Annotated in this window: 24 protein-coding genes; 12 read left to right on the top strand and 12 right to left on the bottom strand. The window is 50.4% G+C overall.

Features of this window, described 5'->3' with window-relative positions:
• Positions 1 to 2: 2 nt before the first annotated feature.
• Positions 3 to 791: an HpcH/HpaI aldolase family protein gene (locus N8M53_RS14245; RefSeq protein WP_102504834.1), complete on the top strand. Its 789-nt coding sequence runs from the start codon at positions 3 to 5 to the stop codon at positions 789 to 791.
• The gene (locus N8M53_RS14240) at positions 791 to 1,483 is read left to right on the top strand and encodes an alpha/beta fold hydrolase (protein WP_269580508.1); all 693 of its coding nucleotides are present in this window, start codon (positions 791 to 793) and stop codon (positions 1,481 to 1,483) included. The genes N8M53_RS14245 and N8M53_RS14240 overlap by 1 nt, the downstream gene beginning before the upstream one ends.
• A 223-nt stretch (positions 1,484 to 1,706) precedes the next feature.
• Here the strand turns inward: N8M53_RS14240 and N8M53_RS14235 are convergent, their stop codons facing one another.
• Positions 1,707 to 1,868, bottom strand: a complete 162-nt coding sequence (locus tag N8M53_RS14235; RefSeq protein ID WP_269580532.1) for an EAL domain-containing protein — start codon at positions 1,866 to 1,868, stop codon at positions 1,707 to 1,709.
• 217 nt (positions 1,869 to 2,085) lie between these two features.
• Here N8M53_RS14235 and N8M53_RS14230 point away from each other — a divergent pair, with 217 nt between their 5' ends.
• The 7 genes from N8M53_RS14230 (at position 2,086) to N8M53_RS14200 (ending at position 8,591) form a co-directional block, all read left to right on the top strand.
• A complete protein-coding gene (locus tag N8M53_RS14230) occupies positions 2,086 to 3,471 on the top strand; it encodes a diguanylate cyclase (RefSeq protein WP_269580507.1) in 1,386 nt (461 codons plus the stop codon).
• 244 nt (positions 3,472 to 3,715) lie between these two features.
• Positions 3,716 to 4,492: a DUF3450 domain-containing protein gene (locus tag N8M53_RS14225; protein WP_102504963.1), complete on the top strand. Its 777-nt coding sequence runs from the start codon at positions 3,716 to 3,718 to the stop codon at positions 4,490 to 4,492.
• Entirely contained in the window at positions 4,489 to 5,838 is a 1,350-nt protein-coding gene (locus N8M53_RS14220; RefSeq protein ID WP_269580506.1) for a MotA/TolQ/ExbB proton channel family protein, read from the top strand. Before N8M53_RS14225 ends, N8M53_RS14220 begins: the two co-directional genes overlap by 4 nt.
• Positions 5,835 to 6,383 carry a MotA/TolQ/ExbB proton channel family protein gene (locus N8M53_RS14215; RefSeq protein WP_420066625.1) on the top strand — a complete coding sequence of 183 codons (549 nt, stop codon included), beginning with the start codon at positions 5,835 to 5,837 and terminating at the stop codon, positions 6,381 to 6,383. The genes N8M53_RS14220 and N8M53_RS14215 overlap by 4 nt, the downstream gene beginning before the upstream one ends.
• Positions 6,383 to 6,787: an ExbD/TolR family protein gene (locus N8M53_RS14210; RefSeq protein ID WP_046075609.1), complete on the top strand. Its 405-nt coding sequence runs from the start codon at positions 6,383 to 6,385 to the stop codon at positions 6,785 to 6,787. Before N8M53_RS14215 ends, N8M53_RS14210 begins: the two co-directional genes overlap by 1 nt.
• Positions 6,787 to 7,419: an energy transducer TonB gene (locus N8M53_RS14205; RefSeq protein WP_269580505.1), complete on the top strand. Its 633-nt coding sequence runs from the start codon at positions 6,787 to 6,789 to the stop codon at positions 7,417 to 7,419. The genes N8M53_RS14210 and N8M53_RS14205 overlap by 1 nt, the downstream gene beginning before the upstream one ends.
• Positions 7,419 to 8,591 carry a tetratricopeptide repeat protein gene (locus N8M53_RS14200; protein ID WP_269580504.1) on the top strand — a complete coding sequence of 391 codons (1,173 nt, stop codon included), beginning with the start codon at positions 7,419 to 7,421 and terminating at the stop codon, positions 8,589 to 8,591. Before N8M53_RS14205 ends, N8M53_RS14200 begins: the two co-directional genes overlap by 1 nt.
• Before the next feature lie 197 nt (positions 8,592 to 8,788).
• On the opposite strand, the gene cspE is transcribed toward N8M53_RS14200, so the two are convergent.
• The 3 genes from cspE to soxR all read right to left on the bottom strand — a co-directional run bounded on the left by cspE (position 8,789) and on the right by soxR (position 11,012).
• Positions 8,789 to 9,001: a cold-shock protein gene (gene cspE / locus N8M53_RS14195; RefSeq protein WP_069360900.1), complete on the bottom strand. Its 213-nt coding sequence runs from the start codon at positions 8,999 to 9,001 to the stop codon at positions 8,789 to 8,791.
• 249 nt (positions 9,002 to 9,250) lie between these two features.
• Positions 9,251 to 10,210 (bottom strand): LysR family transcriptional regulator, encoded by a 960-nt coding sequence (locus N8M53_RS14190; RefSeq protein WP_269580503.1) that lies wholly within the window; start codon positions 10,208 to 10,210, stop codon positions 9,251 to 9,253.
• Between the two features lie 328 nt (positions 10,211 to 10,538).
• Positions 10,539 to 11,012: a redox-sensitive transcriptional activator SoxR gene (gene soxR / locus N8M53_RS14185; RefSeq protein WP_269580502.1), complete on the bottom strand. Its 474-nt coding sequence runs from the start codon at positions 11,010 to 11,012 to the stop codon at positions 10,539 to 10,541.
• 98 nt (positions 11,013 to 11,110) lie between these two features.
• On the opposite strand from soxR, the gene N8M53_RS14180 reads away from it, so the two are divergent.
• Positions 11,111 to 11,299, top strand: coding sequence for a hypothetical protein (locus N8M53_RS14180; RefSeq protein WP_269580501.1), 189 nt, complete (start codon positions 11,111 to 11,113; stop codon positions 11,297 to 11,299).
• Between the two features lie 116 nt (positions 11,300 to 11,415).
• Here N8M53_RS14180 and tkt read toward each other — a convergent pair whose 3' ends face one another.
• The 3 genes from tkt to N8M53_RS14165 form a co-directional block, all read right to left on the bottom strand.
• Positions 11,416 to 13,410, bottom strand: coding sequence for a transketolase (gene tkt, locus N8M53_RS14175; protein WP_269580500.1), 1,995 nt, complete (start codon positions 13,408 to 13,410; stop codon positions 11,416 to 11,418).
• Between the two features lie 98 nt (positions 13,411 to 13,508).
• Positions 13,509 to 14,459 carry a transaldolase gene (gene tal / locus N8M53_RS14170; protein ID WP_269580499.1) on the bottom strand — a complete coding sequence of 317 codons (951 nt, stop codon included), beginning with the start codon at positions 14,457 to 14,459 and terminating at the stop codon, positions 13,509 to 13,511.
• A 181-nt stretch (positions 14,460 to 14,640) separates the two neighbouring features.
• Positions 14,641 to 15,657 (bottom strand): sugar-binding transcriptional regulator, encoded by a 1,017-nt coding sequence (locus N8M53_RS14165; protein ID WP_269580498.1) that lies wholly within the window; start codon positions 15,655 to 15,657, stop codon positions 14,641 to 14,643.
• A gap of 417 nt (positions 15,658 to 16,074) precedes the next feature.
• Between N8M53_RS14165 and N8M53_RS14160 the strand changes: the two genes are divergently transcribed.
• A complete protein-coding gene (locus tag N8M53_RS14160; RefSeq protein WP_269580497.1) occupies positions 16,075 to 18,567 on the top strand; it encodes an EAL domain-containing protein in 2,493 nt (830 codons plus the stop codon).
• A gap of 16 nt (positions 18,568 to 18,583) precedes the next feature.
• Here N8M53_RS14160 and murQ read toward each other — a convergent pair whose 3' ends face one another.
• Positions 18,584 to 19,498, bottom strand: coding sequence for an N-acetylmuramic acid 6-phosphate etherase (murQ, locus tag N8M53_RS14155; protein WP_269580496.1), 915 nt, complete (start codon positions 19,496 to 19,498; stop codon positions 18,584 to 18,586).
• 9 nt (positions 19,499 to 19,507) lie between these two features.
• The gene (locus N8M53_RS14150; protein WP_269580495.1) at positions 19,508 to 20,620 is read right to left on the bottom strand and encodes an anhydro-N-acetylmuramic acid kinase; all 1,113 of its coding nucleotides are present in this window, start codon (positions 20,618 to 20,620) and stop codon (positions 19,508 to 19,510) included.
• 197 nt (positions 20,621 to 20,817) lie between these two features.
• Here N8M53_RS14150 and nagZ point away from each other — a divergent pair, with 197 nt between their 5' ends.
• The gene (nagZ, locus tag N8M53_RS14145; RefSeq protein WP_269580494.1) at positions 20,818 to 21,822 is read left to right on the top strand and encodes a beta-N-acetylhexosaminidase; all 1,005 of its coding nucleotides are present in this window, start codon (positions 20,818 to 20,820) and stop codon (positions 21,820 to 21,822) included.
• Between the two features lie 104 nt (positions 21,823 to 21,926).
• Here nagZ and N8M53_RS14140 read toward each other — a convergent pair whose 3' ends face one another.
• The 3 genes from N8M53_RS14140 to N8M53_RS14130 all read right to left on the bottom strand — a co-directional run bounded on the left by N8M53_RS14140 (position 21,927) and on the right by N8M53_RS14130 (position 24,645).
• A complete protein-coding gene (locus N8M53_RS14140; protein WP_167369752.1) occupies positions 21,927 to 22,103 on the bottom strand; it encodes a hypothetical protein in 177 nt (58 codons plus the stop codon).
• A gap of 150 nt (positions 22,104 to 22,253) precedes the next feature.
• Entirely contained in the window at positions 22,254 to 23,099 is an 846-nt protein-coding gene (gene hdfR, locus N8M53_RS14135; protein ID WP_269580493.1) for an HTH-type transcriptional regulator HdfR, read from the bottom strand.
• 79 nt (positions 23,100 to 23,178) lie between these two features.
• Positions 23,179 to 24,645: a lactate dehydrogenase gene (locus N8M53_RS14130; RefSeq protein ID WP_269580492.1), complete on the bottom strand. Its 1,467-nt coding sequence runs from the start codon at positions 24,643 to 24,645 to the stop codon at positions 23,179 to 23,181.

Here is a 24,645-nt window from a genome sequence, read left to right as displayed (position 1 = left end):
TTATGAGACGAAACAGATTATTAGAGCGCTTTTCAGCAAAAGAAACCATGGTTAATAGCTGGATTTCAATTCCGAGTAGTTATTGTGCCGAAGTCATCGCTCACACCGGAGTGGATAGTGTCACTGTAGATATGCAGCATGGTATGATCGGCTTTTCTGATCTTGTGCATATCTTTCAGGCAGTATCCACTTCTGACGCGATGCCGTTGGTACGCGTTCCTTCTTGCGAAAGTAGCACAGTGATGAAAGTATTAGATGCTGGAGCCTACGGGATTATTTGCCCCAGTGTAGACACTCCCGAAATTTGTCGAGAGTTAGTGTCTGCTTGCCGATATCCTCCGATTGGGACCCGCTCATTTGGGCCAACAAGAGGACTGACATATGGCGGCGCAGATTATATCCATCATGCCGACGATGAGATAATGATACTAGCGATGATAGAGTCGCAACAATCAATTGATAATCTTAATGAAATCCTAGACACGCCTGGACTCACTGGCATCTACATTGGCCCCAACGACTTAGCCTATAGCTTAGGTGATAAGCCTGGGTCAGATAGCGAGAGAGTAGAGCAGGCTATCTTGCATATCCTGCAGCAAGCTAAATGTCGTGGCTTATTCACAGGGATTTTTTGCTCAGGACTTGAAAATGCACAAAAAAGAAAACGCCAAGGATTCGATCTAGTTACGCCTGGTAACGATGCCGGTGCATTGCGCAGTGCATATCAAAACTTTGTGGCTAATATATCAAATACGAGCAATAACAAAAGTAGTGGTGTAGGAGGGTACTGATGGGGCGTCCAATTGTATTCCTAGCGGGGACAATGTGTAATGAGCGGGTGTGGGAATCAGTTATATCGAAACTAGACTCAACCAATCCCGTTATATGTAAATATCTAGGTTCTTATCCAAACTGGCAACAAGAGATAGAGTGCCTATTAGAAGATTTACCGGACAAATTTAATCTGGTTGGGTTCTCTCTTGGTGGTATTGCCTCGCTGGCAATATTAAGCCTGCTTCCCGAGCGTATTGAACAGCTGGTTCTGGTGTCATCAACAGCGCTATCGGATCCTGAAGCATCACAGAGTCAGCGTCGAGCGTTATTGAAAAAAGCAGAGAATAGTGGCGATATGACTGAACTTGCAATGATGCAAGTGTCTGATATCGATAAGAAGAATATTGGTAGTGAAGGTCGCCAGTTACTGCTAGATATGGCTGGTTACCTGTCTGTTGAGCAATACGCTTGCCAAACCGAGCTTGCTTGTACACGCCAAGATACACGTACAGCACTTTCCGAAAGTGGTATACCGACGCATCTGGTTTTTGGTAGTGAGGATAATGCCTGTGGGGAAGACAAGCAAATGCTTATTAAAGAAGTATGTAGTACTGCAGAAACTTATAAAGTAGCGGGGGCAGGCCATTGGTTGCCAGTGTCACATCCTGAAACAGTGGCAAGGATTATTAGCCGTATAGTTGATGAGTAAGTCGATACCTAGCAACTTGCTTTATATCCTCGTCGACAGGGCGAGGATATAAAACGCAAGTGTCGATGTTAGCGTTAGGCCAATCATTATTGCCTGCTCAATAAGGCGTTGTTTCCTAAATCATTGCACTGTTCATCCGAGCCGCGATAAAATCATCAGAGCCTCAAAACAGGTCACAGATGATGATTGAAGCGGTTTGTTATTTTACGTAACAGCGCCATACTCATCGCCAATTCCAGCTTCGAGCCTCACTCTCTGGCATGGCGGCTGCAACTAGATAACCTTGCCCAATATCACAACCCAATTCTTGCAGTATTTTTCTCTGGTTTTCGGTTTCAATCCATTCAGCGACCACTGTCATACCAAGTGTATGCCCTAAATCAATTGCAGCCGTTACAATCGCTTTTACATCTTCATCATTGTTTAGCTGACTGATAAAATGTTGCGAGGTGGAATGATAGGCTTATCTCGTTCCCACGCCCCTTCGGCTGGGAAAGAGTACAAACTTAATATCTGTCTCATTAATCAGAGTTTTAGTAGAAATACCCCTGTTGATTAGGCTACTATTTACATCTATTCGTCCGATATTGTAAGCCGTGATTATGCCAGAGAAGTACTTCAATCCCGCTCAGCTATCCATGCTTTTTAGAAGTTTTGATAACTTAGACCAAGCGGCTGTCATTGCTAATACATCCCGAGAGATTATATATGTAAACCATAGCTTTACTGAGGTTTTCGGTTATAAGCTTGACGAGGTGAAAAAAAAGCCAACAAAAATACTTTATGTAAATGAAAGTGATTTTCTTCGTGTTGGCCAAGTGATCTTCAACGCCCGTAGTGACAAACCTAACGAGACCTTTTACATCGATTGTTTGACTAAGTATGGTGACGTTTTTAAAGGCCGGGTAAACGGCGGTATCATTAAAAATGACGACGGCGTCAATGCGCTGATTGTTGGGCTTATCACCGATGAAACGGTCAAACTTAAGGCAGAGTATGGCCTGAACAAACTTCACGGTATTACGTCTAATCGACAGCTACCATTTCGTGAGCGAACACTCGAGATCCTGGCATTAGGGTGCGAAATGTTCGGGCTGCCTATCGGTATTGTGAGTGAGATCATTGATGATGACTATATCGTGAAGCACGCCCACCACCCTGACGACGCGATTGAAGAGGGCACAGTATTTGACTTGAAGGGCACCTACTGTAGTCATGTGTACAAAGCCAACGATGTTCAAGGCTTTCACCATGTCTCTTCCAGTGAAATAGCTGAGCATCCATGTTTTAAAAACTTTGGCTTAGAAGCGTACCTAGGCGCACCGATTTTTGTCGACGGTCAACGTTACGGCACGGTCAATTTCTCAAGCGGCAGCCCCTGTCGTCCTTTTATTCGGCAAGATTATGAAATGATCAAACTATTTGCTGACTGGCTTGGGCATGAATTGGCCAGAATGAGGGACATCAGTGAGTTAAAGCAAGCCAAAGAAGAAATCACACGGTTAGCGAATACGGACTCACTCACGGGTCTTTGTAGCCGTCGCTACGCTGATAAAGCGCTAAAACAAATAATAATGCAAGCTTTGGCGGATGAGCAGCCGCTGAGTATTGCACTGGTGGACTTTGATAACTTTAAAAACATCAACGACACATACGGACACGATGTCGGTGATAAAGCGCTGACTATATTTGCTGACTTGGTAAGAGGCGAATGTCGAAAAAGTGATTTGGTGGCACGTTGGGGAGGTGAAGAGTTTTTACTCGCATTCCCTGGCTGTCATCGCCGTGAGGCTCACGAGGTGATGACGCGTCTCGTCGATAAATTGAGAGACGCAAACATTGAACAAGCCCCAGCTTTGTTGCTAACTGTGAGTGTCGGCTTAGCTCAAGTAGAAAAAGAGGACTCGCTTCGCACACTATTAGTGAGGGCAGACAAGCTTATGTATGATGCGAAGAACAAAGGTCGTGACACGATTTGTGTTGGCTGATTGGGCTCGATCACGTTGAGTTGCTTGGTGGTTAAGATACTGCTCATTCGCGAGACACTTGCGCTATCCCGCCTTATCCCAATGTCATCTCATCATGACTTGATATGGGCAACATTACCGCGTTTCTAGGCCTGCTAGGCTAGATCTTTTCCGCCAAACTCGGTACATTACACGCAAATAGAAACTATTCTCACTTTTGTTTGGGGCGAAAGCCCTGTCATTAAGCATGTTTGCAGATATCACCATGATAAAATCGTCTTCTTTTCGCCTTGCTTGGGGAGTGGCCGCTTGTTTGGCCCTGACGCCCGTTGCCAGTGCGGATCAGCTCGAACAGGCGCAAGCCATCGAGGGTAACACCACCCAAGAAGCGGCTCAGTCGCAATCTCGTATTAACCGCCGCGCGGACAGCAGTTTAGCCATGCGCCAAGAAATTGAACAAATCCAGGCGCAAATCAGTAACCTCGAAATCTACCGCGATCACTTACAAAACTTAGTCAGCAACCAACAGGCAGAAGCACAAAGCCTGCGCGATCAAATCACCGAGATCAAAGAGACGCGTCAAGGCATTGTGCCGTTGATGTATCGCATGCTCGGCGGGCTTGAGCAGTGGCTTGCTAACGACATTCCGCTCAAAGCCGATCAACGCCAAGCACGTGTTGAAAAACTGAAGGCGATGATGGGCCGCGCCGATGTGGCGGACTCAGAAAAATTCCGTCGTATTCTTGAGGCATATCAGATAGAGCGTGATTACGGCAGCAAACTCGATGCCTATCAAGATACCATTGCGCTTAACGGCCGCGATCATCAAGTGGATGTCTTGCATCTGGGCCGTGTGTCGCTGGTGGCGCGTCGCCTCGATGGTCAGCAGCATTGGGTGTGGAGCACCCGCGATGAAACCTGGGTCGAGCTAGATGCTAGCGCCGGTGAAGCGGTGGATAAGGCCTTTGCGGTGGCACAAAAACAAGTGGCCCCGTCGTTGTTATCTTTGCCATTAAGTGCCAACCAAGGGGTGAAATCATGAGCTGGAAAACCCTGATTGCCGCCGCCTGTTTGGTCGCGGTTGCCCCTTTGACTCACGCCGATGATTTGGTCGGACAAACCGAGCAAGCTCAGCAGCAGGCACGTGAGCACAACCAAGCGCGTGAAGCACAATTTGCGATGACGGAACGTGAGCTGCGCCAAAAGCGTGATCAGCTCAAGGCAACCCGGAATGCGCTGGAGACGGAAACCGAAAAACTCAGTGATACTTTTAGTGACAACGAGCAGCAATTGGCGTCGTTGGAAGACAAACTTCGCTTAGAGTCGGGCAGTTTAGGTGAGCTATTTGGCGTGGTGCGCCAAGCGAGTAAAACTATTCAAACCGATGGCGTGTCCAGCTATGTGGCGATCACTCAGCCGGCATTTAATCAAACCGTCTCGGATATTGTCGCGGCCGATACATTGCCATCACTCAAGCAGCTCAATGCCCTATGGCAAGGGATGCTGACCCAAATGCAAACCAGCGGTGAGCTGCAAACCGTGTCGTTACCGGTAGTGAATGCGCAAGGTGTGGCATCGGAGCAAGCGGTGGTGCGTGTGGGCAACGTCGGCTTAGTGAATGATCAAGGTTACCTAAATTGGCAAACCGATCGCCAAGTCGCCGTGCCGTATCGCGCTCAACCGGACAATACGTTAACCACGTCAACCCTTGAGCAAGCGGTGTCTTCAGTGGGTGAGACGGTACTGATTGATCCGGCCCGTGGCACGTTACTTGGGCAGCTTGAAAATGCCCCAAGCTTGAGCGATCGCTTTGCGCAGGGTGGCTTCGTCGCCAAAGTGATCGCGACCTTATTGGCGGTCGGCTTGTTAATTGCTCTCTATCGCGGTGCAGTCTTGCTTTCGATTCACGCCAAGATGCATCGCCAGCTTAAACACCCAGAGTCGCCAGAAGACAATCCGCTTGGCCGTGTGCTGAAGGTCTATCATGATGCACCAAAGCGTGATGTGGAATCACTGGAGCTGCGTTTATTGGAAGCGGTGGTGGATGAACAGCAAGGCTGTGAAAAAGGCCTCTCGATGTTGAAATTGCTTGCCGCGTTAGCGCCGATGCTCGGCTTGCTGGGGACGGTGACCGGGATGATAGAAACCTTCCAAGTGATCACCCAGTTTGGCAATGGCGACCCGAAAGTGATGGCAGATGGTATCTCGATGGCGTTGGTAACCACAGTGCTTGGCTTGATTGCCGCCATTCCGTTGCTGCTGGCGCATAATATCCTCAGTGGGCAAGCCGATCACATTCGTGGCATGCTGGAAAAACAAAGCATTAGCCTGGTGGCTGAACAAGCTGAAAACAGTGACCAGCGAGCGGAAACCGGACAAGCGGCATGATAGACGTCGAGTTATTCTCACAGCTTGGTCAGCAGGATATTTGGAGTACTTTGCGTCATTTTATGGCGCAAGGCGGGCCCGTACTCTGGTGGCTAGGTGTGGTGGTATTGGTGTGTTGGGTGTTGGTGATTGAACGCCTGCTATACCTGTATTCACGGTTCCCGGCACAACGTCGTGCGTGGGTTGCAGCGTGGCAGGCGCGCAACGACCACCATTCTTGGTATGCACGTGCCATCCGCGAGGGGTGGTTGTTTCAAGCCCAACACGATCTCGGCCGTTATCTTGGCTTTATTAAAGCCTTGGTGGCGATTTGTCCGATGTTGGGGCTGTTAGGCACGGTCACGGGGATGATTTCTGTGTTTGATGTGATGGCTAGCCAAGGCACCAGTGAGCCACGTTTAATGGCCTCAGGTATTTCAATGGCAACGTTACCTACCATGGCAGGCATGGTGGCTGCTTTGGTCGGTATGTTTGCCCATGCTCGTTTAGTTAAAGCCTGTCAACGCCGTGAAGTGGCGTTGGAGCAGGCGCTTCGGAGTCAGTAATGCGATTGATTCGAGCCCAAAAACAGCGCGAAGAAGCGCAGGTTGATTTAACCTCCATGCTGGACATTGTGTTCATCATGCTGATCTTTTTTATCGTCACCAGCTCGTTTGTGCGCGAGTCTGGCGTGGAAGTAAACCGTCCGGAAGCCAGCCACTCAACCAGCCAAAAAGAGGCGGGTATTTTTGTCGCGGTCACCGCCTCGAATGAGGTGTACATCGATAAGCGTCTTGTCGATGTGGAACGTGTAGAAGCGACGCTGGAACACCTGTTGCTCGATAAACCCGATGCCTCGCTGGTAATTCAAGCCGATGAGCTGGCCTACAATGGCACCGTGGTTGAAGTCATGGACGCGGCGAAAGGTGCCGGCATTGGCAGCATTGCGTTGGCTACGGAGTCGCCGTAATGAAGCGATGGCTAATCTCATTGCCGGCGGCGTTGATGGTTACGCTTGGCCTGTTTATGTTGATGGCACTGATGGTCGGACAATCGTCTCAGCGGCCTCAGGAGACGGCTGAATCAGTAAGCATTGATATTTTTATGCAAGAGCCTGATACCGAGGTACAACGTCGCCAACGCAGTGTTCCTGAGCGCCCGACACCGCCAGAGGTGCCTGATCCACCGACGCCGGTCACCCAAACGCAGACACAATCCAGCGCTGCGCCACAGCCGGATATGCCTAACTTGAATGTGCAAAGCAATATTCAAGGCGTGATGGTGCAAGCCCCGTCGCTAGGCGATTTAAATGTCAGCACTGGGCCGAACAATCAGCAGGCGATGCCGCTATTTCGGGTCGAACCCAACTATCCACCACGTGCCATGCGACGTGGTCTAGAGGGGTTTGTGGTGGTGAGCTTTACCATTAGTCCCTCGGGACGTCCGCAAGATTTGACCGTGGTTGATGCGAACCCGCCACGTGTTTTCGAACGAGAGGCGTTACGCGCGCTACGTAAATGGAAATATGAGCCGAAAGTGGTTAACGGAGAGGCCGTGGCCCAACCCGGCCAACAGGTGAAACTGGAGTTTAACTTACGCTAATGTTTAAACGACTCATTGTTACCTTCGTATTGTTCACCGCGCTGCCAGTGGCTGCCCAGCTGTCACCCTCGGTGGCACGCTCGATTGAAAAAGCACAAACGTTAGAGCAAGACGCCAAACTGGGGGAGGCGATTGCCGTGCTCGAAGCGCTGTCTGCTGAACGCGCCTACGACAAAGCCTTTGTCGACCGCGCGTTGGGGGTGTTTTATTGGCAATATGGCAATAACGATAAGGCGATCGTCCATATTCAACGTGCGGTTGACAGTGAACAGCTGCAAGATGCCCAAGCCTGGCAAACCAAGCGTATGCTCGCTGATTTATTGTTGATTGATGGTCAATATGCCGCAGCACTTCAATACTACTATCCGCTCGCACGCTCGGTGCCTACTGAGAAATCGGATCAAGCTGAAGACGTGTGGCTGCGGATTATGCAGGCGCACTATCAGCGTGAACAATGGAGCCAGGTATTAAACGCCTATCCGGCGTATCAGGGTGTGGTGAAAAATAGGGCCAGCGTGTCGGCGCTGTCATTGAAGCTGGGGGCGCAGCTACAACTTGAGCAATGGCGGGGGGCGACACCGACGCTTAAAGCATTGTTGAAGCTCGAGCCTGACAATAAGCAATGGTGGCGCCAATTGGCGGCTAATTATGTCCGCTTAGAGCAGCCGAAAGAGGCGATCAGCACGTATTTACTCGCCAAGCGAAAAGGAATAGCGCTTGAACCGAGTGAGCAGCGCACGGTGGCACAGTTGTATGCCAATGTGGGTGTCCCCGAGCGGGCGGCGATGTGGCTCAAACGCTTGCCTGAGAACGAACAAGATGCGCAAACGCTCGCGCAGCAAGCAAGCCTATGGCAGCAAGCACGGGAATGGCCTCAGGCTGTTTCTGCGTGGCAATTGGCGGCACAAAAAGATAGCCAATACCATTGGCAGTTAGCGTTAATGCAAATTCAACAAGGCGATTATCAGCAAGCACTTACTTCGCTTGATAAGGCGGGTCAAGGGGCGTCTGCCAAAGAGATAGCGCTGACAAAAGTGCGCGCCTACTACAAACTGAAGCAGTTTGACCAGGCGCTCAAGCAAGCACGCATTGCTAAAAAGATTGCCCCTGATGAGGCGGTAGAGAGCTGGTTAACGTTTTTGAAAAAGCGCCAGCAAATGCAGCGAGGCTGATTAAGTCAGGTAGCGAGTGACCTTGGTCGTTGCTCTGATAAAAAAGCCCCAGCCTGGTGAGACACCAGATAGCTGGGGCTTTTTTGTTAGAACGTTTTGTGTCTATCGCTTGCTATCCGCCGTGTTGACCACGTTCGCCAAATGATAGACACAAAAAAAGGGCGCCTGAGCGCCCTCTATCAATCAGGTCTGGCTTCTTATGCTACAGAAACGTCAGATGCCTGTGGGCCTTTTTGGCCTTGCTCAACGGTGAAGTTCACACGCTGGCCTTCAGTTAGGGTTTTGAAACCTTCGCCAACGATCGCGCGGAAGTGTACAAACACGTCTTTTTCGCCGTTGTCACGAGTGATGAAACCGAAACCTTTCTCTTCGTTAAACCACTTTACGATACCAGTTGCTTGATTAGACATAATCATTCTCTCTTAAATTACAAAAAATAGGATAGCTTTGAACGGAGTCGATGAAATGTCTAAAAGCGAAAGCGGGTAACGTTAGAAACTCTATAATATTGATAATAGCGTAGCTTATGTTGACTTTTACTTGATGTATCATTGATGCTCCATGTTCCAGAGCTGTGACCACCATACAGCAATCCACTCACATGTAAAGCACTTATATATTTTTTTGAAAATTTGTAAGCCCTTACTGTGTTGAGTGTCTCAATGCTCTCTTAGCGTTACGGCGTGCGTATCGTTGTACAGGGTGATCTCGTGAGGCCACGTTGCCTTAAACTCCTCAGCTTGCTGCTTTATCCAGCAACAAAATTGGTCAACTTTATCGCGTTTAAAGTAGCCAGCCGGGGCGCATAAGAAGTAACCATTGGTAGGTTTTACTGCCGCTTTACCGATACGCACCAGGGTGCCGTCGGCAATGTATCGCTGTACCAAACTATGGCGAGCCAGCACTATCCCTTGCAACGATAATGCGCCTTCAATGGCATAGTTAGAGCCGTTGTAAGTGATGGTTGAACAGCCCCCTGCGATGCCGATGGTATTGAGCCATCGGGTCCAGTCCATATCTCGCCACATATCACTGATTAAATGCCCCTTGGGCAAGTCTTCGAGGGTATAAATGCCTTCTTGCTGTTGATATAGAGGATGGCAAACAGGGTAAAGAATATCGCCCATCAGCCATTCACTGTGCAGGTCGTCGTAGTGGCCACTGCCATATCGGATACAGAGATCAATCGAGGATTGTTCGAAGGTATTCAACGTGGTGGTTGATTCCAGCATGATCGATAAATCTGGATAAGACGTTCTGAATTTTGCAAGCCGTGGGACCAACCAGTTTTGGGAGAATGATGGGATGGTCGACAGTGACAACTGATGAGGGGCTGGGTCATTATTGAGTAGCCACACACCATTGAGAATACTTCTAAAGCCTTGCTGGACATGTGAAAAAAGAATCTCGCCTTCCGGTGTTAGCGTGACTTTGCGATGCTGACGATAAAAGAGGGGGGTGTCGAGCCACTCCTCGAGTAGCCTTATCTGTTGGCTGATGGCGGCCGCCGTAACAAACAGCTCCTTGGCAGCGGCTTTAAAGCTGCCTAGGTGAGCGGCTTGGTAAAAGTAATATAAACCTTGGAGCGGCGGCATGCGTGTTGAGTTGGCGTTTGACATAAGCTTTTCTTAACTGAGTGTCAGTGTTTATCGTTTGAGCATAATCGTTCGTTGAACAAAAATAAATCATAAGAGTTGTTCACAAAGGCGATATAGCATGATGACGATGTATGACCCAGTATTCCCGACCATGAAACAAGTTGTCACTTCAGTTAAGAAGGCATTAACTGCATGGCGTACAAAGCGCGCAAAAGTCCAGCGAGCAGTGCATGTTTCAGCGCTCCCTCAGCGCCTGCGTGACGATCTTGATTTAGGAACACCCAACAAAACACGACCCGACGCGAGTGACTATTTGTCTCGTTGATGATCTGACCGATTGCGGGAAGGTTTAACCCCTTCCCCAATCTTTTAACAGTTGGGTTATTCCCATTTTAGGATGATTCAACACGTTGTCATCTTGGGTGACTTCACCAACCACATCATTAGGGTTGTACAACGAGCAGGTTTTCATTGATAGGCAGCCACAGCCAATGCAGCCACTTAAATTGGCTTGTAACTGCTGTAAGCGTGCGATTTGCTCATTGAGCGTGGCATCCCAGCGCTGTGCCATATCACGCCACTGCTCTTTGGTGGGGGCTCGGTGAGAGGGCAGTTCACTTAATGCTTCGCCTATCTCTTCAAGTGAGAGCCCCACATGTTGTGCAGCTTTAATCACCGCAAGACGACGTAGAACTGCGCGGTCGTAACGGCGTTGATTGCCCGCATTACGCCAACTGGCGATCAAGCCTTTTTGCTCGTAAAAATGCAGGGTAGACACCTTTACCCCCGCCCGTTTTGCCACTTGCCCAACGCTCATTTCCATCTTTTTTCGCCTTTTTCTGCCACTCCCTGTTTACCTCAATATAACTTGAGGTTTTATCCTGACTAGCATCTTCACAACACAATGAGAGGGGAATCACGATGAAAGAAATGAAAGAGGGCGTTACTTCAATGTTATTGGCGGTTATCCAAGGTGTTCAAGGGCGAGTTGGTATGAGCCGTAAACCGAAAGCAGTGTCAATCGCATCGATGCCAGCCCACCTTCAAAATGACATAGGGGTGGATACTCTGGATGCGAACACGCACCCTTCGGCGCATCGCTTTCTATAAGCGCGCTGCATCTGTCGCTGTTACAGCATGGGTTGCAGGATGCTAGAGGGTAAGATAGAAAAAAGGCCAGTCATCGCAGACTGGCCTTAGCAGAATTAACGTGCCGTGAGGTGCGATTAAGCGAGCAGCTCTTCGGCAGTGTTAACCACGTTTTCAACGGTGAAGCCGAACATTTTGAACAGCTCGTCAGCCGGTGCTGACTCACCGAAGGTGGTCATACCGACAACGCGGCCGTCTAGACCCACATACTTGTACCAGTAGTCGGCGATACCCGCTTCAATAGCAATACGTGCTGTCACGTCTGATGGCAGCACGGATTCGCGGTAGGCGGCATCTTGCTTATCGAACAAGTCAGTGCTTGGCATAGAGACCACACGCACTTGCTTGCCGGCTTCGTTCAGTTTCGCGGCTGATTCCATCGCTAATTCGACTTCAGAGCCGGTCGCAATCAAGATCAGATCAGGCTTACCCGCTGAATCTTTAAGGATGTAGCCACCTTTGGCAATGTTAGCCAACTGTGCGTTATCACGCTCTTGCTGAGCCAGGCCTTGGCGAGAGAACACGAGGGCACTTGGACCGTCTTTACGCTCAACCGCTGCTTTCCACGCGACCGCGGATTCAACTTGGTCACACGGGCGCCACATGCTCATGTTTGGCGTTTGACGCAAGGTAGCCATTTGCTCAACCGGTTGGTGAGTTGGCCCGTCTTCACCCAGACCAATCGAGTCGTGAGTATACACTTGAATATTCTGCACCTTCATCAGGGCAGCCATACGCATCGCGTTACGGGCGTACTCCATAAAGATCAGGAAGGTCGCACCGTAAGGCACAAAACCGCCGTGCAGGGCAATACCGTTGATTATGGCGGTCATACCAAACTCACGCACACCGTAGTGCAGGTAGTTGCCGCTGGCATCGTCTGCGCTAATCGCTTTCGAGCCTGACCACATGGTCAAGTTAGACGGGGCTAAGTCAGCAGAGCCACCCAGCAGTTCTGGCAGTAGCTTGCCGAACGCTTCTAACACGTTTTGTGACGCTTTACGTGATGCAATTTTGGCTGGGTTAGCTTGCAGATCGGCAATCAGCTTTTGTGTTTCGCTGTCCCAGTTGCTTGGCAGCTCACCCTTCATGCGACGAGTAAACTCAGCGGCTAGCTCAGGGTATTGTGCTTGATACGCAGCGAATTTCTCATTCCATGCGGCTTCTTTAGCCGCACCGGCTTCTTTGGCATCCCACTGTGCGTAAATGTCTTGTGGGATCTCAAATGGGCCATGCTCCCAACCGAGGAATTCACGCGCAGCTTGTACTTCGTCATCACCCAGTGGTGCACCGTGGCAGTCATGGCTGCCTGCTTTGTTGGGTGAGCCGTAACCGATGGTGGTCTTGGTACAAATCAGTGTCGGCTTGCCGGTTTCCGCTTTTGCCGCTTCGATGGCCGCTTGAATCGCCGCCGAATCATGGCCGTCGACGGCAGGGATCACGTGCCAGCCATAAGATTCAAAGCGTTTCGCGGTATCGTCAGAGAACCAACCTTCCACATGGCCATCGATAGAAATGCCGTTGTCATCCCAGAAGGCGATCAGCTTGCCCAGGCCTAGGGTGCCGGCGAGTGAGCATGCTTCGTGCGAGATACCTTCCATCAAGCAGCCATCACCCAAGAAAGCGTAGGTGTGGTGGTCGACGATGTCGTGGCCGTCGCGGTTAAATTGCGCCGCGAGTGACTTCTCTGCTACCGCCATACCCACGGCGTTGGTAATGCCCTGGCCGAGGGGACCTGTCGTGGTTTCAATGCCCGGTGCGTAGCCATATTCAGGGTGGCCTGGGGTATTCGAGTGCAACTGACGGAACTGTTTAAGATCGTCAATAGAAACGCCATACCCGGCCAGGTGCAGTAGCGAATAAATCAGCATAGAGCCGTGGCCGTTTGACAGTACGAAACGGTCACGGTTGGCCCAATCTGGGTTTTGTGGGTTGTGATTCATGTGGTCGCGCCACAAGACTTCGGCGATATCAGCCATGCCCATTGGGGCGCCTGGGTGACCAGATTTGGCTTTTTGAACACCGTCCATCGCAAGGGCGCGGATGGCGTTAGCTAGCATTTTGCGTTCCATGTGTTTACCTACAGGTTGAACAGGTGAAATAGGGTCAAACAGTATCATAAAAGCGGGCTAAGCCGCCTTTATTGTGTTAAATCACGCTTTGTGTTGGATCACAGTTGTTCGCGAATCATATCTTCAAGCTTGCCTTGGTCAACCGCAAAATTGCGAATGCCTTCCGCAAGCTTCTCAACCGCCATCGCGTCTTGGTTGTGTTCCCATAAGAATTCGGCGTGGGTCATACGCGTTGGGCGCTGCTCGGTGGCTCCCGCGTCTTTTAGCTTAACCGGCACGTCACCGTCGGCATCGCTCAGCTCTTGTAGAAGCTGTGGGCTGATGGTGAGACGGTCGCAGCCAGCAAGCTCTAGAATTTCGCCTGTATTACGGAAGCTTGCGCCCATCACTACGGTGTCATAGCCGTGAGCTTTGTAGTAGTTGTAGATGGTGGTGACAGATTTAACGCCTGGGTCTTCTGCGGCCTCGAAATCACGGCCTTCTTTGGCTTTGTACCAATCCATGATACGACCCACAAACGGTGAAATCAGGTAAGCGCCCGCTTCGGCACAGGCACGTGCTTGCGCGAATGAGAACAAGAGTGTCAGGTTACAGTTGATCCCTTCTTTTTCCAGGATTTCTGCGGCACGAATGCCTTCCCAAGTTGACGCCAGTTTGATCAGAATACGCTCGTTGCTGATCCCAGCTTCGTTATACATGCTGATAAGCTTGCGCGCTTTGGCCACACTGGCTTCTGTGTCATACGACAAACGTGCGTCTACCTCGGTAGAGATACGGCCAGGGATCACATTCAGGATTTCTTTACCAATGTTGACGGCCAGACTGTCACAGGTGTCGGCAACTTGCTGGTCTGCGTCGCTGCTGTGTGATTTTGCATAGGCAATCGCTTCATCGATCAGCGGCGCATATTCTTTGATTTGCGCGGCTTTGAGGATCAGAGAAGGGTTGGTTGTGGCGTCTTGCGGTTGGTATTTTTTAATCGCTTCGATGTCGCCTGTGTCAGCGACCACTGTGGTTAGGGAACGGAGTTGGTCCAGTTTGTTGCTCATCTTCACTCACCTTCTTTACGTGGTAGGCCCAGACGCCGAGTTACGTGCTAACGTTTGCTCTGAACTATGAACAGATGCAACGCGTCTGAGCAAATGATGTGACGATCTTTGAGTTTTTTACGTCACTTGTCAATTGTATTGCGACATAAAGAGAGTTAAGTCTCACTCTTTCGTCTCGAATTTACTCATCCTGTTGAAACATGAACGCGGTTTCATCAGGGGCGGGCTCTGACATGTTGAGCAGTGCCATCGCACAACTTGCGCTGGTGGCCAGCACATCAATCACGCCCGTACGCAAAGCGCCAAGAATGGACAAAGCTTTACGACTCTCACTGGCCATGGCTATCACACTGGGTATACGTGCCAAATCAGGCATGGCTAGCCCAACCACTCGTCCTCGCATCAAATTGTCGGTGGGTTGTCCGTCGAGACGGAAAAAATCAAAGCCACCGATGTCTCCGACAATACCATGGTTGACACGTGCTTCAACAAATTCGCGCGCGGTAAAGCAGCCCAATTTCACCATATGGCTATTTTCGTCCATGTCGCCAATCCCTACCAGTGCAAACTCTGCCTTTCTTGCCTGGTTCAAGGTTTCGCTGATATTGGGGTGAGAGACAAACACTTGTTGGATTGATTCGTTATCGACGTAGGCAGGGGCGTACAAGGTTTCACTGCTACCGCCAAATTTTTTGGCGAGACGCCGGCAGATATGATCCGCGTTAAATGCATCACCACTTCGGTGGGTACCGCCGATAGCACAGACAAATCGTGCTTGGCGATGAGAGACGACGCCGGGGTGATCAGCAACCGCCGCGACGTTTTGGCCTTGTCCCACCGCGACCACCATGCCGTCATTGAGGTTACCATCCAAGTAAGTGGAAACCAGGGTCGCGACTTGCGTACGTTGCTCTTCGGGGCTGGGTTGGTCGAGAGAAATCAATGCACGTTTGAGATTAAATCGCGCCATGAGTCTTTGCTCCAACTGCGCGCTGTGCACAGGGTGAAACTTCACCGTTATTTCAACAATCCCTTCTTCACGCGCTTTTCGGAGTAGGCGGCTGACTTTGGGGCGACTTATTTTGTATTTGCGTGCGATCTCCTCTTGGGTCGCGCTTTGCTGGTAATACAGAATGGCGATTTCGGTCAGCAAATCAGTGTCTTCGTGAACGTTATCTGGGGACGTTGGCGTACTCATGGATGTTGGTCTCGCTCATCGATCTAATCAAACTCACCGCACGCAGTACGGCTCACTATAACGGCCATCAGTATATCGAGCTTATTATGATTGAACAAATGTTATGTTTAAAAACGGTTGTTCATTTTTTTGGTGCAATCAAAAGCCGTAGAAATATCGGATTGGTGGAGTGGGCAGGCTTTTTAAAGGCGCTCTGTTTGAAAAAATAGCCATTACTATCTAGTTTTATTATGTCCCACTCAGGTTTCCGAATAGATTAACTCAAAAGATGTACAAAGGACGGGGAGTAAACCTCGGGCGGCAGACTCGTTTTTGGCTAAGGAGTGTATTTTTATGCACGCATTGCAGTCTCGGCAGCCCCTTATTTGGGTGACGACCTCGTTCATAGTGGTCGTTATGTTCGCGGTTGGATTTTGGATGACGAGTTTGAGTCGCGCCACAGCGCCTGAGCAATCACTGGTGGATACCGACTATAGCTATTTTATTGACGAGACGAACGAGCTCTCTCTTAACTATGTGTTGGCTCATGCCCCTTTTACGGCAGCCGATAACGCCCGTGAGATCCCCTGGAAACTGGCTTATCAAACCTATTGGATCAGGCTTGAGTTTAATTACCGCGGCCTGACTGAGCGCGACATTCATGTGCTCACCGATAACCCACTGATTGACTATCTAGACGCGTACCATATTTTAGATGGTGAGCAGGTGCGCTCACAGATAAAAGCAGGGGACAAAACATCGGCACGTCTTAACCGTCTACCAATGCCCCACTCTATTCCGGTCAACTTACTGCCTGATCGCGATAACCAATTACTGCTTAAAGTGACATCGAATGATATGGCGATCATGCCGTTAAGCGTCATGACGCATCAAGAGTTTGATCAGTTGTCTCGGTCTTTGCATTTGATTTGGGGCGGCTTCATCACCTTTACCTTTTTGGTGGCGCTGTATAGTGCAGGGGTGTATGTATACAGTCGTCAGCGCGTTTATCTGATATTTGTTCTTGTCGCCCTAATGAGTACGCTACTAGTGAGTGTTAATCATGGTTTCAGTCGCTATTTTTTGCCGAACGCGGTGCAGATATTTATCAGTAATCACTTGGTCGCTTTGTCCGTTTGCCTACTCATGGCGGGATTATGGTTCACCTATTACTTTTTAGACTTTGAGAGAAGCCAGCTTTATCTGCGCGCGCGTTCACTCTTTTTTATGACCACTGGAGGGTTGTTTGGCTTGGCCTTGTTAAGCTTTATTACCCCCACGTATGTGTCGCTTTCATTTGTGTTTATCGCGCAATTGCCGGTCTATGGCTTGGTCGCCTATTATGTATGGCACCAATGGCAACCAAAGAAATCTTGGCTCTCGCTCTTTACCCTCTGTTGGCTCCCCGTCATGTTGGGCGGGGTGATTTTCTACGCCCTGATGCTCAACGTCATTGATTACAGTCTATTATCGCGTTACGCATTGATGATGTCGCTGGGAATGACCATGATTTTCTTTTCATTGGCCCTCGCTGAACGCTTCCGATACCAGCGGTTACAGGAAATGCAAGCGCTTACGCATGACACCCTGAGTTATCTACCGAATAACAATGTGTTACATATGGTGGTCAATGATTTGATTAGCCGAAATGCACGGTTCAATTTGTGCTGTTTATCAGTAGATAATTACAACAGTCTGCTTCCGTATTTGGATGAACGCGCCCGCGAAGAATACATTAACGCGATTGCTGGTCGTATTAATGATGTATTGATGATGCAACCTGTGTTGGGGGTGAAAACCGACAGTGATATGCCGGATTATCGTTTGGGGTGTTTAAAAGAGGGTGTGTTTGCGTTTTTGATTGATGATGTTGACCGCTCGGCGTGCGATACGATTCTCGATTCGGTCATTAAAGGCTTAAATGGCGACTTATGTGTTGGCTCATTTGTGACCCAAGTGAATGCGCGTATTGGTGTTTGCCACTATCCCACTGATGGTGACCACCCAAGTCTCTTAATCAGTCGAGCCCTCAGCGCGATTGATCAACATCGGTCGCTTGCCAGCCACTACGCGCATTTTAATTCCTACGAGCAACGACACCATCAGCTGCATGTTTCTCTCGTTACTGACCTGAGGGATGCGATCGAGAATGACCAATTAGAGCTTTATCACCAACCACAAATTGATTTACGCACTGGTTCTGTCCATGGTTCGGAAGTCTTAGCGCGTTGGACGCATCCTGAGTACGGGCAAATATCGCCTGAAGTGTTTGTACGGATGGCAGAAGATGTCGGTATCATCAATAACCTCACCTTGTGGGTAATGCGGCGGGCTTTCCAGCAGCAAGCGAAGCTCATCAGTAACGGCCATTGTCGCCGCCTGTCCATCAATATCAGTGCGTCTGATATCTATATTCCGGATCTGGCCAATCGTGTGGTCGAGCTGGCGCATCAATATGACATACCGACCAACTTGATTTCGCTGGAACTGACAGAATCGGTGATGGTAGAGGACTACAACTGGCTAAAAAAACTGATTACAGCACTATCAGCCAGTGGCATTGAAGTCTCGATCGATGACTATGGTACGGGTTATTCCTCGTTATATTTCCTCTCTCAACTCCCATTCACTGAGCTCAAAATTGATCGCAGTTTTGTGCGAGATCTTCACAAGAGTGGTCGTCACCAAAGCATTGTACGTGCGACCACGGACATGGCGCGATCACTGGGGGTAATGGTCGTTGCTGAGGGCGTGGAAACAGAGGAGGCCGAGACATTACTGCGACGTTATGGTGTTGATGTGTCACAGGGGTATTATTACTCTCGGCCGCTGCCGTTCCAACAATATCAGGCTTACGTTGAGCGCATGGACAGTGTGCAGCCGACCACGGTGCAACGGGAAAAAAATATACGCTCGTCATCAGGTGGATAATAGAGGATGCCGTGTATCAAACTAATTGCAATGCATCACGTAGGTGACCATTGGCTTGCTGGAGCCGCTGCCGTGCCGTCGCTGGGTCTTGCTCCGCTAAAATCATAAAAATGGCTACCTTCACTTCTCCATTGGCTTGTGATAAAGCGTGTATAGCAGCAGGCTCATCACAACCGGTGGCTTCCATCACGATCAACGTTGAACGGGTAACCAGTTTATCGTTGCTGGCTTTTACATCGACCATCAGATTTTGATAGCACTTGCCTGTTTTTATCATCGCTGCGGTGCTCAGCATATTTAATACCAGTTTTTGCGCAGTGCCTGATTTCATTCGGGTCGAGCCAGTGAGTGCTTCAGGGCCAACTTCGGGCGTAATGGCAATCTGGGCGTGGGCGTTAATGGCCGCATTGGGGTTGCATGACAACGCCACCGTCACAGCGCCGGCTTGCTTAGCGTATTCGAGTGCACCGATGACATAAGGGGTGCGACCACTGGCGGCGATGCCGACCACCACATCCTTCGCGGTGAGGTGTTGCGCGACCAAATCCGATTTACCCGCATCTGGGTTGTCTTCGGCACCTTCTTGGGCAACGAACATGGCAGGTTCGCCACCGGCAATCAATCCTATGACTTGCTGGCTATCCACCCCAAAGGTGGGCGGGCATTCCACGGCGTCAAGCACCCCAAGACGCCCACTGGTGCCCGCCCCGATGTAGATAAGACGACCGCCTTGGGTAAAGCTTTCCGCAATCGCATCGACCGCTTTTGCAATCGCGGGGAGCTGCGTCTGCACGGCGGAGGCTACGCCCTTATCCTCTGCGTTAATCATCGCCACCAAGCCAAGTGTGTCTTGTTGGTCGATCGTCAGTGTGTGCGGGTTGCGTGTTTCTGAGAGTAAGCCTTTTAGCTGGTCGACGCTGGGGGCTGACATAATTGTTCCTCAGTAAGGTAGATAAATGGCACCAAGGCAACAGGCTTGTGTCGCGCCTGTCACCGCGGGCACGTTGCCTGGTTGGTGATTAAGAGTTTGTCTGGCCAGCCAAGCAAAGGCAATGGCTTCCATATCGTCGCAACTGATCCCGGCATCGTCAGTTTGTGCAATCGACCATTGTGGAAGTGCCTGTTGTAGCGCATGCATCAATGCCTGGTTGTGCGCGCCACCGCCACACACGAATACTCGGCCACGCTCTAATGGACGAATCGCTAACGCGATGCTTTCGGCGGTCAATGCCAGCAAGGTGGCTTGCACTTGGTCTGGAGAGAGTGAAAACGCGAGTAGGTGGCGATCGAGCCAATCGAGATTAAAGTACTCCCGCCCGGTGCTTTTAGGTGCTGGACGTGAGAAGTACGCGTCGGACAACAGGCGGTTGAGTAAGGGTTGATACGCGCAGCTGGTGGCTGCCCACTCGCCATCTTTGTCATAGGCTTGGTGACGGTGACGCTGCGTCCAGGCATCCATCAACATATTCCCTGGGCCCGTATCATAGCCATACAAAGGTCGGTCAGGGCAAATCATTGATACGTTGGCAATACCGCCTATATTCACCACCGCGGTGGCTTGTTCGCTATCGGCAAAGTAATCATTGTGAAAGGCGGGTACCAAAGGGGCGCCTTGACCGCCATATGCCATGTCTTTGCGCCTAAAGTCAGCGACAGTGGTAATGCCGGTTCGCGCCGCAATCACATTGGCGTCGCCAAGCTGCATGGTGAATGGATAATCGCCGCTGGGTTGGTGATAGACGGTTTGTCCATGACAACCGATCGCCGCGACATGCTTAGGCAGTAACGCTGCCTGTTCAAGTAAAGTATTGATAGCGTTGGCGTAACATTCCCCTAAACGCCGATCCAGCTCGCCCAAAGCTTTGACCGACATCGGATGACCTCGGCTCAAAGTGATCACGGTGGCTTTAATATCTTGCGGTAGCGGGTCACTATGGCGAGCAATTGACTCCACGTGGCCTGCATGAGTGAACCGAACAGCGACGACATCAATGTTATCTAAACTTGTCCCTGACATAACACCTATATAGATATCAGCAGCGGGTTGTGGCATTGGGTGCTTCCTTACTTGTAGTCCAGCGATAAAATGACGATAAGAGCCAAGGTACTGAGTATAAACAGATTGCGATCAGTGGCAAAGTGCTTGATGATCCCTTTGTGGTACTGGCGCCTTGCAGAGTGAATAGCCTGATTAGACGAATATAATAAAAGCGGTTGTCAGTGGGTTGACAAGAGTATGAAGGAGAAACAATGGGACCGGTTTGGCTAGATGTGCACACAGAGCAACTTGATAACGAAGAGAAAGAGATCTTGGCACACCCCTCTGTGGGAGGTGTCATTCTATTTGCCCGCAATTATGTTGACTCCGCGCAGCTACGCGCATTAACCCAGTCAATACGTGCGGCGGCTGGGGGCGACATCCTCATTGGCGTTGACCAAGAGGGGGGACGTGTTCAACGGTTTCGCGACGCGTTTACCCCCATACCCGCTGCGCAGTCTTATGGTGCGTTAAATGCGAGTCCAGCGCTTGCGGAGCAGGCGGGTTGGGTGATGGCAATGGAGCTGATAGCACATGGGGTTGACCTCAGCTTTGCCCCTGTGCTGGATTTGGGGTTTGGGTGCGCGGCAATCAAAGACCGAGCCTTTGGTGCGACACATCAGACTATCACCGACTATGCTGGCGCGTTTGCTAAGGGTATGCGCGTGGCCGGGATGGCCACTACGGGCAAACATTTTCCGGGACACGGTGGGGTGAAAGAAGACTCGCACTTAGTAACACCTGAGGACACGCGAGATATTTTGCACTCGGACGACTTTGCGATTTTCCAATCGTTTATTGCGCGGGGGCTCGTGGATGCGATGATGCCTGCCCATGTGATCTACCCGCAACATGATGCCTTGCCAGCCAGCGGCTCGCCGTACTGGCTTACCCAGGTTTTGCGCCAACAATTAGGGTTTAAAGGGATTATTTTTTCTGATGATTTAAGTATGGGCGGTGCGCATTTGTTCGGCGACGCCCCCGCGCGTGCCAAAGCGGCGTTGGACGCTGGGTGTGACATGGCCTTGATATGTAATGACCGCCACAGTGCGGTGTCGGTGCTCGACGCTTTGCCCATTCAGTCAGTCCCTGCTGCTGACACATTGCGGGTGCGTCAAACCGTCGAGTGGCAACGCTTACAGCAAGATCCGCGTTGGCAGTCGGCACAGCGTGCGATTAAACGGCATGCAGAAGAATGGCAGGCGCAACAAGCCTGAGCGAGTGCCTAGTGTCGAAAAGCCACAACAAAAAAGGCAACGTCATCACGTTGCCTTTGTCCTATTAATGACGGGCGCTTTTTACCGAGAGTGTTGTCTCGCGATTAGCGGTCTTCTCCGAAATAACTGTCGTCGTGTTGCGATCGGGAAGCGCGCTTATTGTTGCGCTTCTTGTCTTTTTTGCCGCGTGGCATATCGTCATCAAAATCGTCGTGGTGGCGAGATTTAAACTTCTCTTTATGTTGCGAGCCGTGTTTTAACCATTGATCCCACTGTGCCATGGTGGTGTTTTCCTAACGCTTGTTGATTGTCAGTGCTATGTGTAGCCGAGGTATTAGACACATAATGTTTGTCTAACAATCCTAAGATAGCCTAAAAATTGAACGTCGACTAGTGAAATAGGCGTGAATTTACCGATTTTTTCTGTGCACTTATAACTGACCGGTAGATGATACTAACTCATTGATTAGCTGCTTTTTATCGCTATTGGTTAGCCAGGCAAGGTAAAGGGGGTGGGTGAGAATATGGCCGTGATCAATAAGGTGGAGTTGTCCGTTGTTGAGATAAGGGTGGACCGCTAATGACGGTAGAAACGCGACGCCGCCATGCACGAGTAAATAGTTTAATGCGAGTTGGCATGACTGGGTGTGTAACACGGGTGAACGTTGCAGTGGCGCAATTTGGCTCTGCTCAAGCGAAAACCGCGTCCCCCAATCAAGATAAACCAGCGGTAGCGTGTCGCTTGTGTTCAGTGTGAGCCCTGGTAAATGGCTGACCAACTGAAGTTGGTAATCGCCTAAGTGATGTGATTGTAACCCTTCAAGCTTAGGCAGCTCCGAGGTCAGCCCAGCATCGACACGTTTCTCAATCAAATGGCGTGCTAGCAACTGGGGAGGCGTCGACTCGGCACGGATCAACCAGTCTGGGTGCGCTGCACACACGCGGTTTACCCATGTGCTGACACCATCGAGTTCCCACAGCATCGGGGAGGCGGCAAGCGTGAGTTGTGCGCTCGCATGCTGCATCGCACTCACGTCCTGTTGGGCGCGCTGCCATGTTTGCAGCATGGTTTCGGCGTAAGGAAGTAAGCGCTCACCAGCATCGGTCAGGCGAACATTATTGCGCTGGCGAATAAAAAGCGATGTATCCAGCTGCGTTTCTAGTTGTCGAATGCGAAAGCTCACAGCGGATTGGGTCAGGTACAGGTTCTCCGCCGCACGACCGAAGTGACGCGTCTTGCTAACTTCAATAAATGTGCGCAGTAGTTGAATGTCCAATGGCGTTTTCCTTCTCGGCGATACCGGGCATTTAGGCAAAAAACGTCGATGTACGTCAAGTGAATGTGCGCGATGTGGATCAGAGCATCAGATCAGCCAGGGTCAAAGGGCGTTCGGTCAAACCAAGCCGTTGGGCTGGAGTGAGATGCGCGCGGTCTTGCCAACATAAGTTGTGCCATGCGCGATAGATATCAAGCAATGGCAGCAGTCCTCCGGGGCGCAGTCGGCGTCTCGGTTCATTCACCAACAGTGAAAACTGCTGATGGAAGTGTTGTTGATATTTTTTCAACGCATCACAGCTTGCATGGGTTAACCAATAAGCTTCTTGGCCTTTGTTTTGGCCATGATCGCAGATCGCTTTAGCGCCGTCGCCACTGCGAGTAAACGCCCAGCGATCGCGCCACCAACTTAGCAAAACGATATCTATTTTTTCTGGCTCTGATCCGGGCTGCCAACCGGCATCCTGCTCGACGTATACATGGCTAACGCGTTTATCGCGAATATCGGCTTCAAAAACGGAGAGACACGCGGAGCGCAACAAGGGTTCTTGCGGCGAAAACACCACGATTTGCTGCCAATGTTCGATTAACGGCTTGAGGTTGAGGTAATGTGCATATGTAGTGTATTGAGGGCGGATCAGCGTGCCGCGGTTGGGATAAATAAAATGCAGCGGCTGCGTATAGGGATCTTCGACATTCGAGCGGGAAAAGACTTCTCGGTACTTGGCATCAACCCGACCGAGTAACCCTTCTGGGCGTGCCACTGAGTCTTGCTGTTGACCTGCACTGTGCGTCGACATAAACCGACAATCAGGTTGGTAAGGGTCATGATGTGTGGGCAAGTGGTGATGGTCATTAGCATGATAATTCACATCTTGTTGCAGCACGTAGCCACTGTGCGCTTCACCCGTTGCCAGCCATTGCACGCCATTGTCGCTCTTGGGCTGCAAGGCGGCGTGGACACTGGCCAGGTGGCCCGTTGAGGTATCAGCTAAAAACCGGCTGTCGTAAGCGGCAAGCTTTTGTCGGCAGCGTGCGGCTATTTGGTTCAGGTGGTCGTAGAAGGTTTTCGGATTCAGCGACAGTCTTCGGCAGATGTCACGCACTGTGTGGCCGGTAAAAAGAAACGCTAACAGTTTTTGCTGTAACTCACTTTTTTTATTGACCCCAGACCAGCGATCGACAAAGGTGCTTTGGCAGCTTTTGCAACGATAGCGTTGACGATCGCCACTATAGCCGAATGCATGATAACAATGCCGATGCGTAAGCACGGGTTTGCCTAAATGTTCACATTCTGGGTTGGTACAGGCACACAAACCATCGGCATGAAGTTGGCGCTGAGCAATCAGCTCAGCGTGAACATCATGGTTATTTAACAGTGGAGGAAACGCGCCACACTCTCGGCACACCAAGGTTGGGCGAGCAGGATTGGTGTGTTGAACCAAGTAATCTTGCTCATCTTTCGACCCAAAGTTGGGACAGGTGAGTGTTTTACAAAAGTTTAGCTGTAATTCACCGGCTGCAAGAGGCAGCTTACCGCTCGACAC

The sequence above is a fragment of the Salinivibrio kushneri genome, from assembly GCF_027286325.1.
GTDB classification, from domain to species: domain Bacteria; phylum Pseudomonadota; class Gammaproteobacteria; order Enterobacterales; family Vibrionaceae; genus Salinivibrio; species Salinivibrio kushneri_A.
Note: the sequence above shows the minus strand (reverse complement) of the source record. Positions and strands in the feature narration are given on the sequence as shown.

Excerpts from the sequence above, each read along its gene's own strand:
- N8M53_RS14245 (WP_102504834.1), top strand. The coding sequence starts at position 3 with ATGAGACGAAACAGATTATTAGAGCGCTTTTCAGCAAAAGAAACCATG.
- N8M53_RS14240 (WP_269580508.1), top strand. The coding sequence starts at position 791 with ATGGGGCGTCCAATTGTATTCCTAGCGGGGACAATGTGTAATGAGCGG.
- N8M53_RS14230 (WP_269580507.1), top strand. The coding sequence starts at position 2,086 with ATGCCAGAGAAGTACTTCAATCCCGCTCAGCTATCCATGCTTTTTAGA.
- N8M53_RS14225 (WP_102504963.1), top strand. The coding sequence starts at position 3,716 with ATGATAAAATCGTCTTCTTTTCGCCTTGCTTGGGGAGTGGCCGCTTGT.
- N8M53_RS14220 (WP_269580506.1), top strand. The coding sequence starts at position 4,489 with ATGAGCTGGAAAACCCTGATTGCCGCCGCCTGTTTGGTCGCGGTTGCC.
- N8M53_RS14215 (WP_420066625.1), top strand. The coding sequence starts at position 5,835 with ATGATAGACGTCGAGTTATTCTCACAGCTTGGTCAGCAGGATATTTGG.
- N8M53_RS14210 (WP_046075609.1), top strand. The coding sequence starts at position 6,383 with ATGCGATTGATTCGAGCCCAAAAACAGCGCGAAGAAGCGCAGGTTGAT.
- N8M53_RS14205 (WP_269580505.1), top strand. The coding sequence starts at position 6,787 with ATGAAGCGATGGCTAATCTCATTGCCGGCGGCGTTGATGGTTACGCTT.
- N8M53_RS14200 (WP_269580504.1), top strand. The coding sequence starts at position 7,419 with ATGTTTAAACGACTCATTGTTACCTTCGTATTGTTCACCGCGCTGCCA.
- cspE (WP_069360900.1), bottom strand. The coding sequence starts at position 9,001 with ATGTCTAATCAAGCAACTGGTATCGTAAAGTGGTTTAACGAAGAGAAA.
- N8M53_RS14190 (WP_269580503.1), bottom strand. The coding sequence starts at position 10,210 with ATGTCAAACGCCAACTCAACACGCATGCCGCCGCTCCAAGGTTTATAT.
- soxR (WP_269580502.1), bottom strand. The coding sequence starts at position 11,012 with ATGGAAATGAGCGTTGGGCAAGTGGCAAAACGGGCGGGGGTAAAGGTG.
- N8M53_RS14180 (WP_269580501.1), top strand. The coding sequence starts at position 11,111 with ATGAAAGAAATGAAAGAGGGCGTTACTTCAATGTTATTGGCGGTTATC.
- tkt (WP_269580500.1), bottom strand. The coding sequence starts at position 13,410 with ATGGAACGCAAAATGCTAGCTAACGCCATCCGCGCCCTTGCGATGGAC.
- tal (WP_269580499.1), bottom strand. The coding sequence starts at position 14,459 with ATGAGCAACAAACTGGACCAACTCCGTTCCCTAACCACAGTGGTCGCT.
- N8M53_RS14165 (WP_269580498.1), bottom strand. The coding sequence starts at position 15,657 with ATGAGTACGCCAACGTCCCCAGATAACGTTCACGAAGACACTGATTTG.
- N8M53_RS14160 (WP_269580497.1), top strand. The coding sequence starts at position 16,075 with ATGACGAGTTTGAGTCGCGCCACAGCGCCTGAGCAATCACTGGTGGAT.
- murQ (WP_269580496.1), bottom strand. The coding sequence starts at position 19,498 with ATGTCAGCCCCCAGCGTCGACCAGCTAAAAGGCTTACTCTCAGAAACA.
- N8M53_RS14150 (WP_269580495.1), bottom strand. The coding sequence starts at position 20,620 with ATGCCACAACCCGCTGCTGATATCTATATAGGTGTTATGTCAGGGACA.
- nagZ (WP_269580494.1), top strand. The coding sequence starts at position 20,818 with ATGGGACCGGTTTGGCTAGATGTGCACACAGAGCAACTTGATAACGAA.
- N8M53_RS14140 (WP_167369752.1), bottom strand. The coding sequence starts at position 22,103 with ATGGCACAGTGGGATCAATGGTTAAAACACGGCTCGCAACATAAAGAG.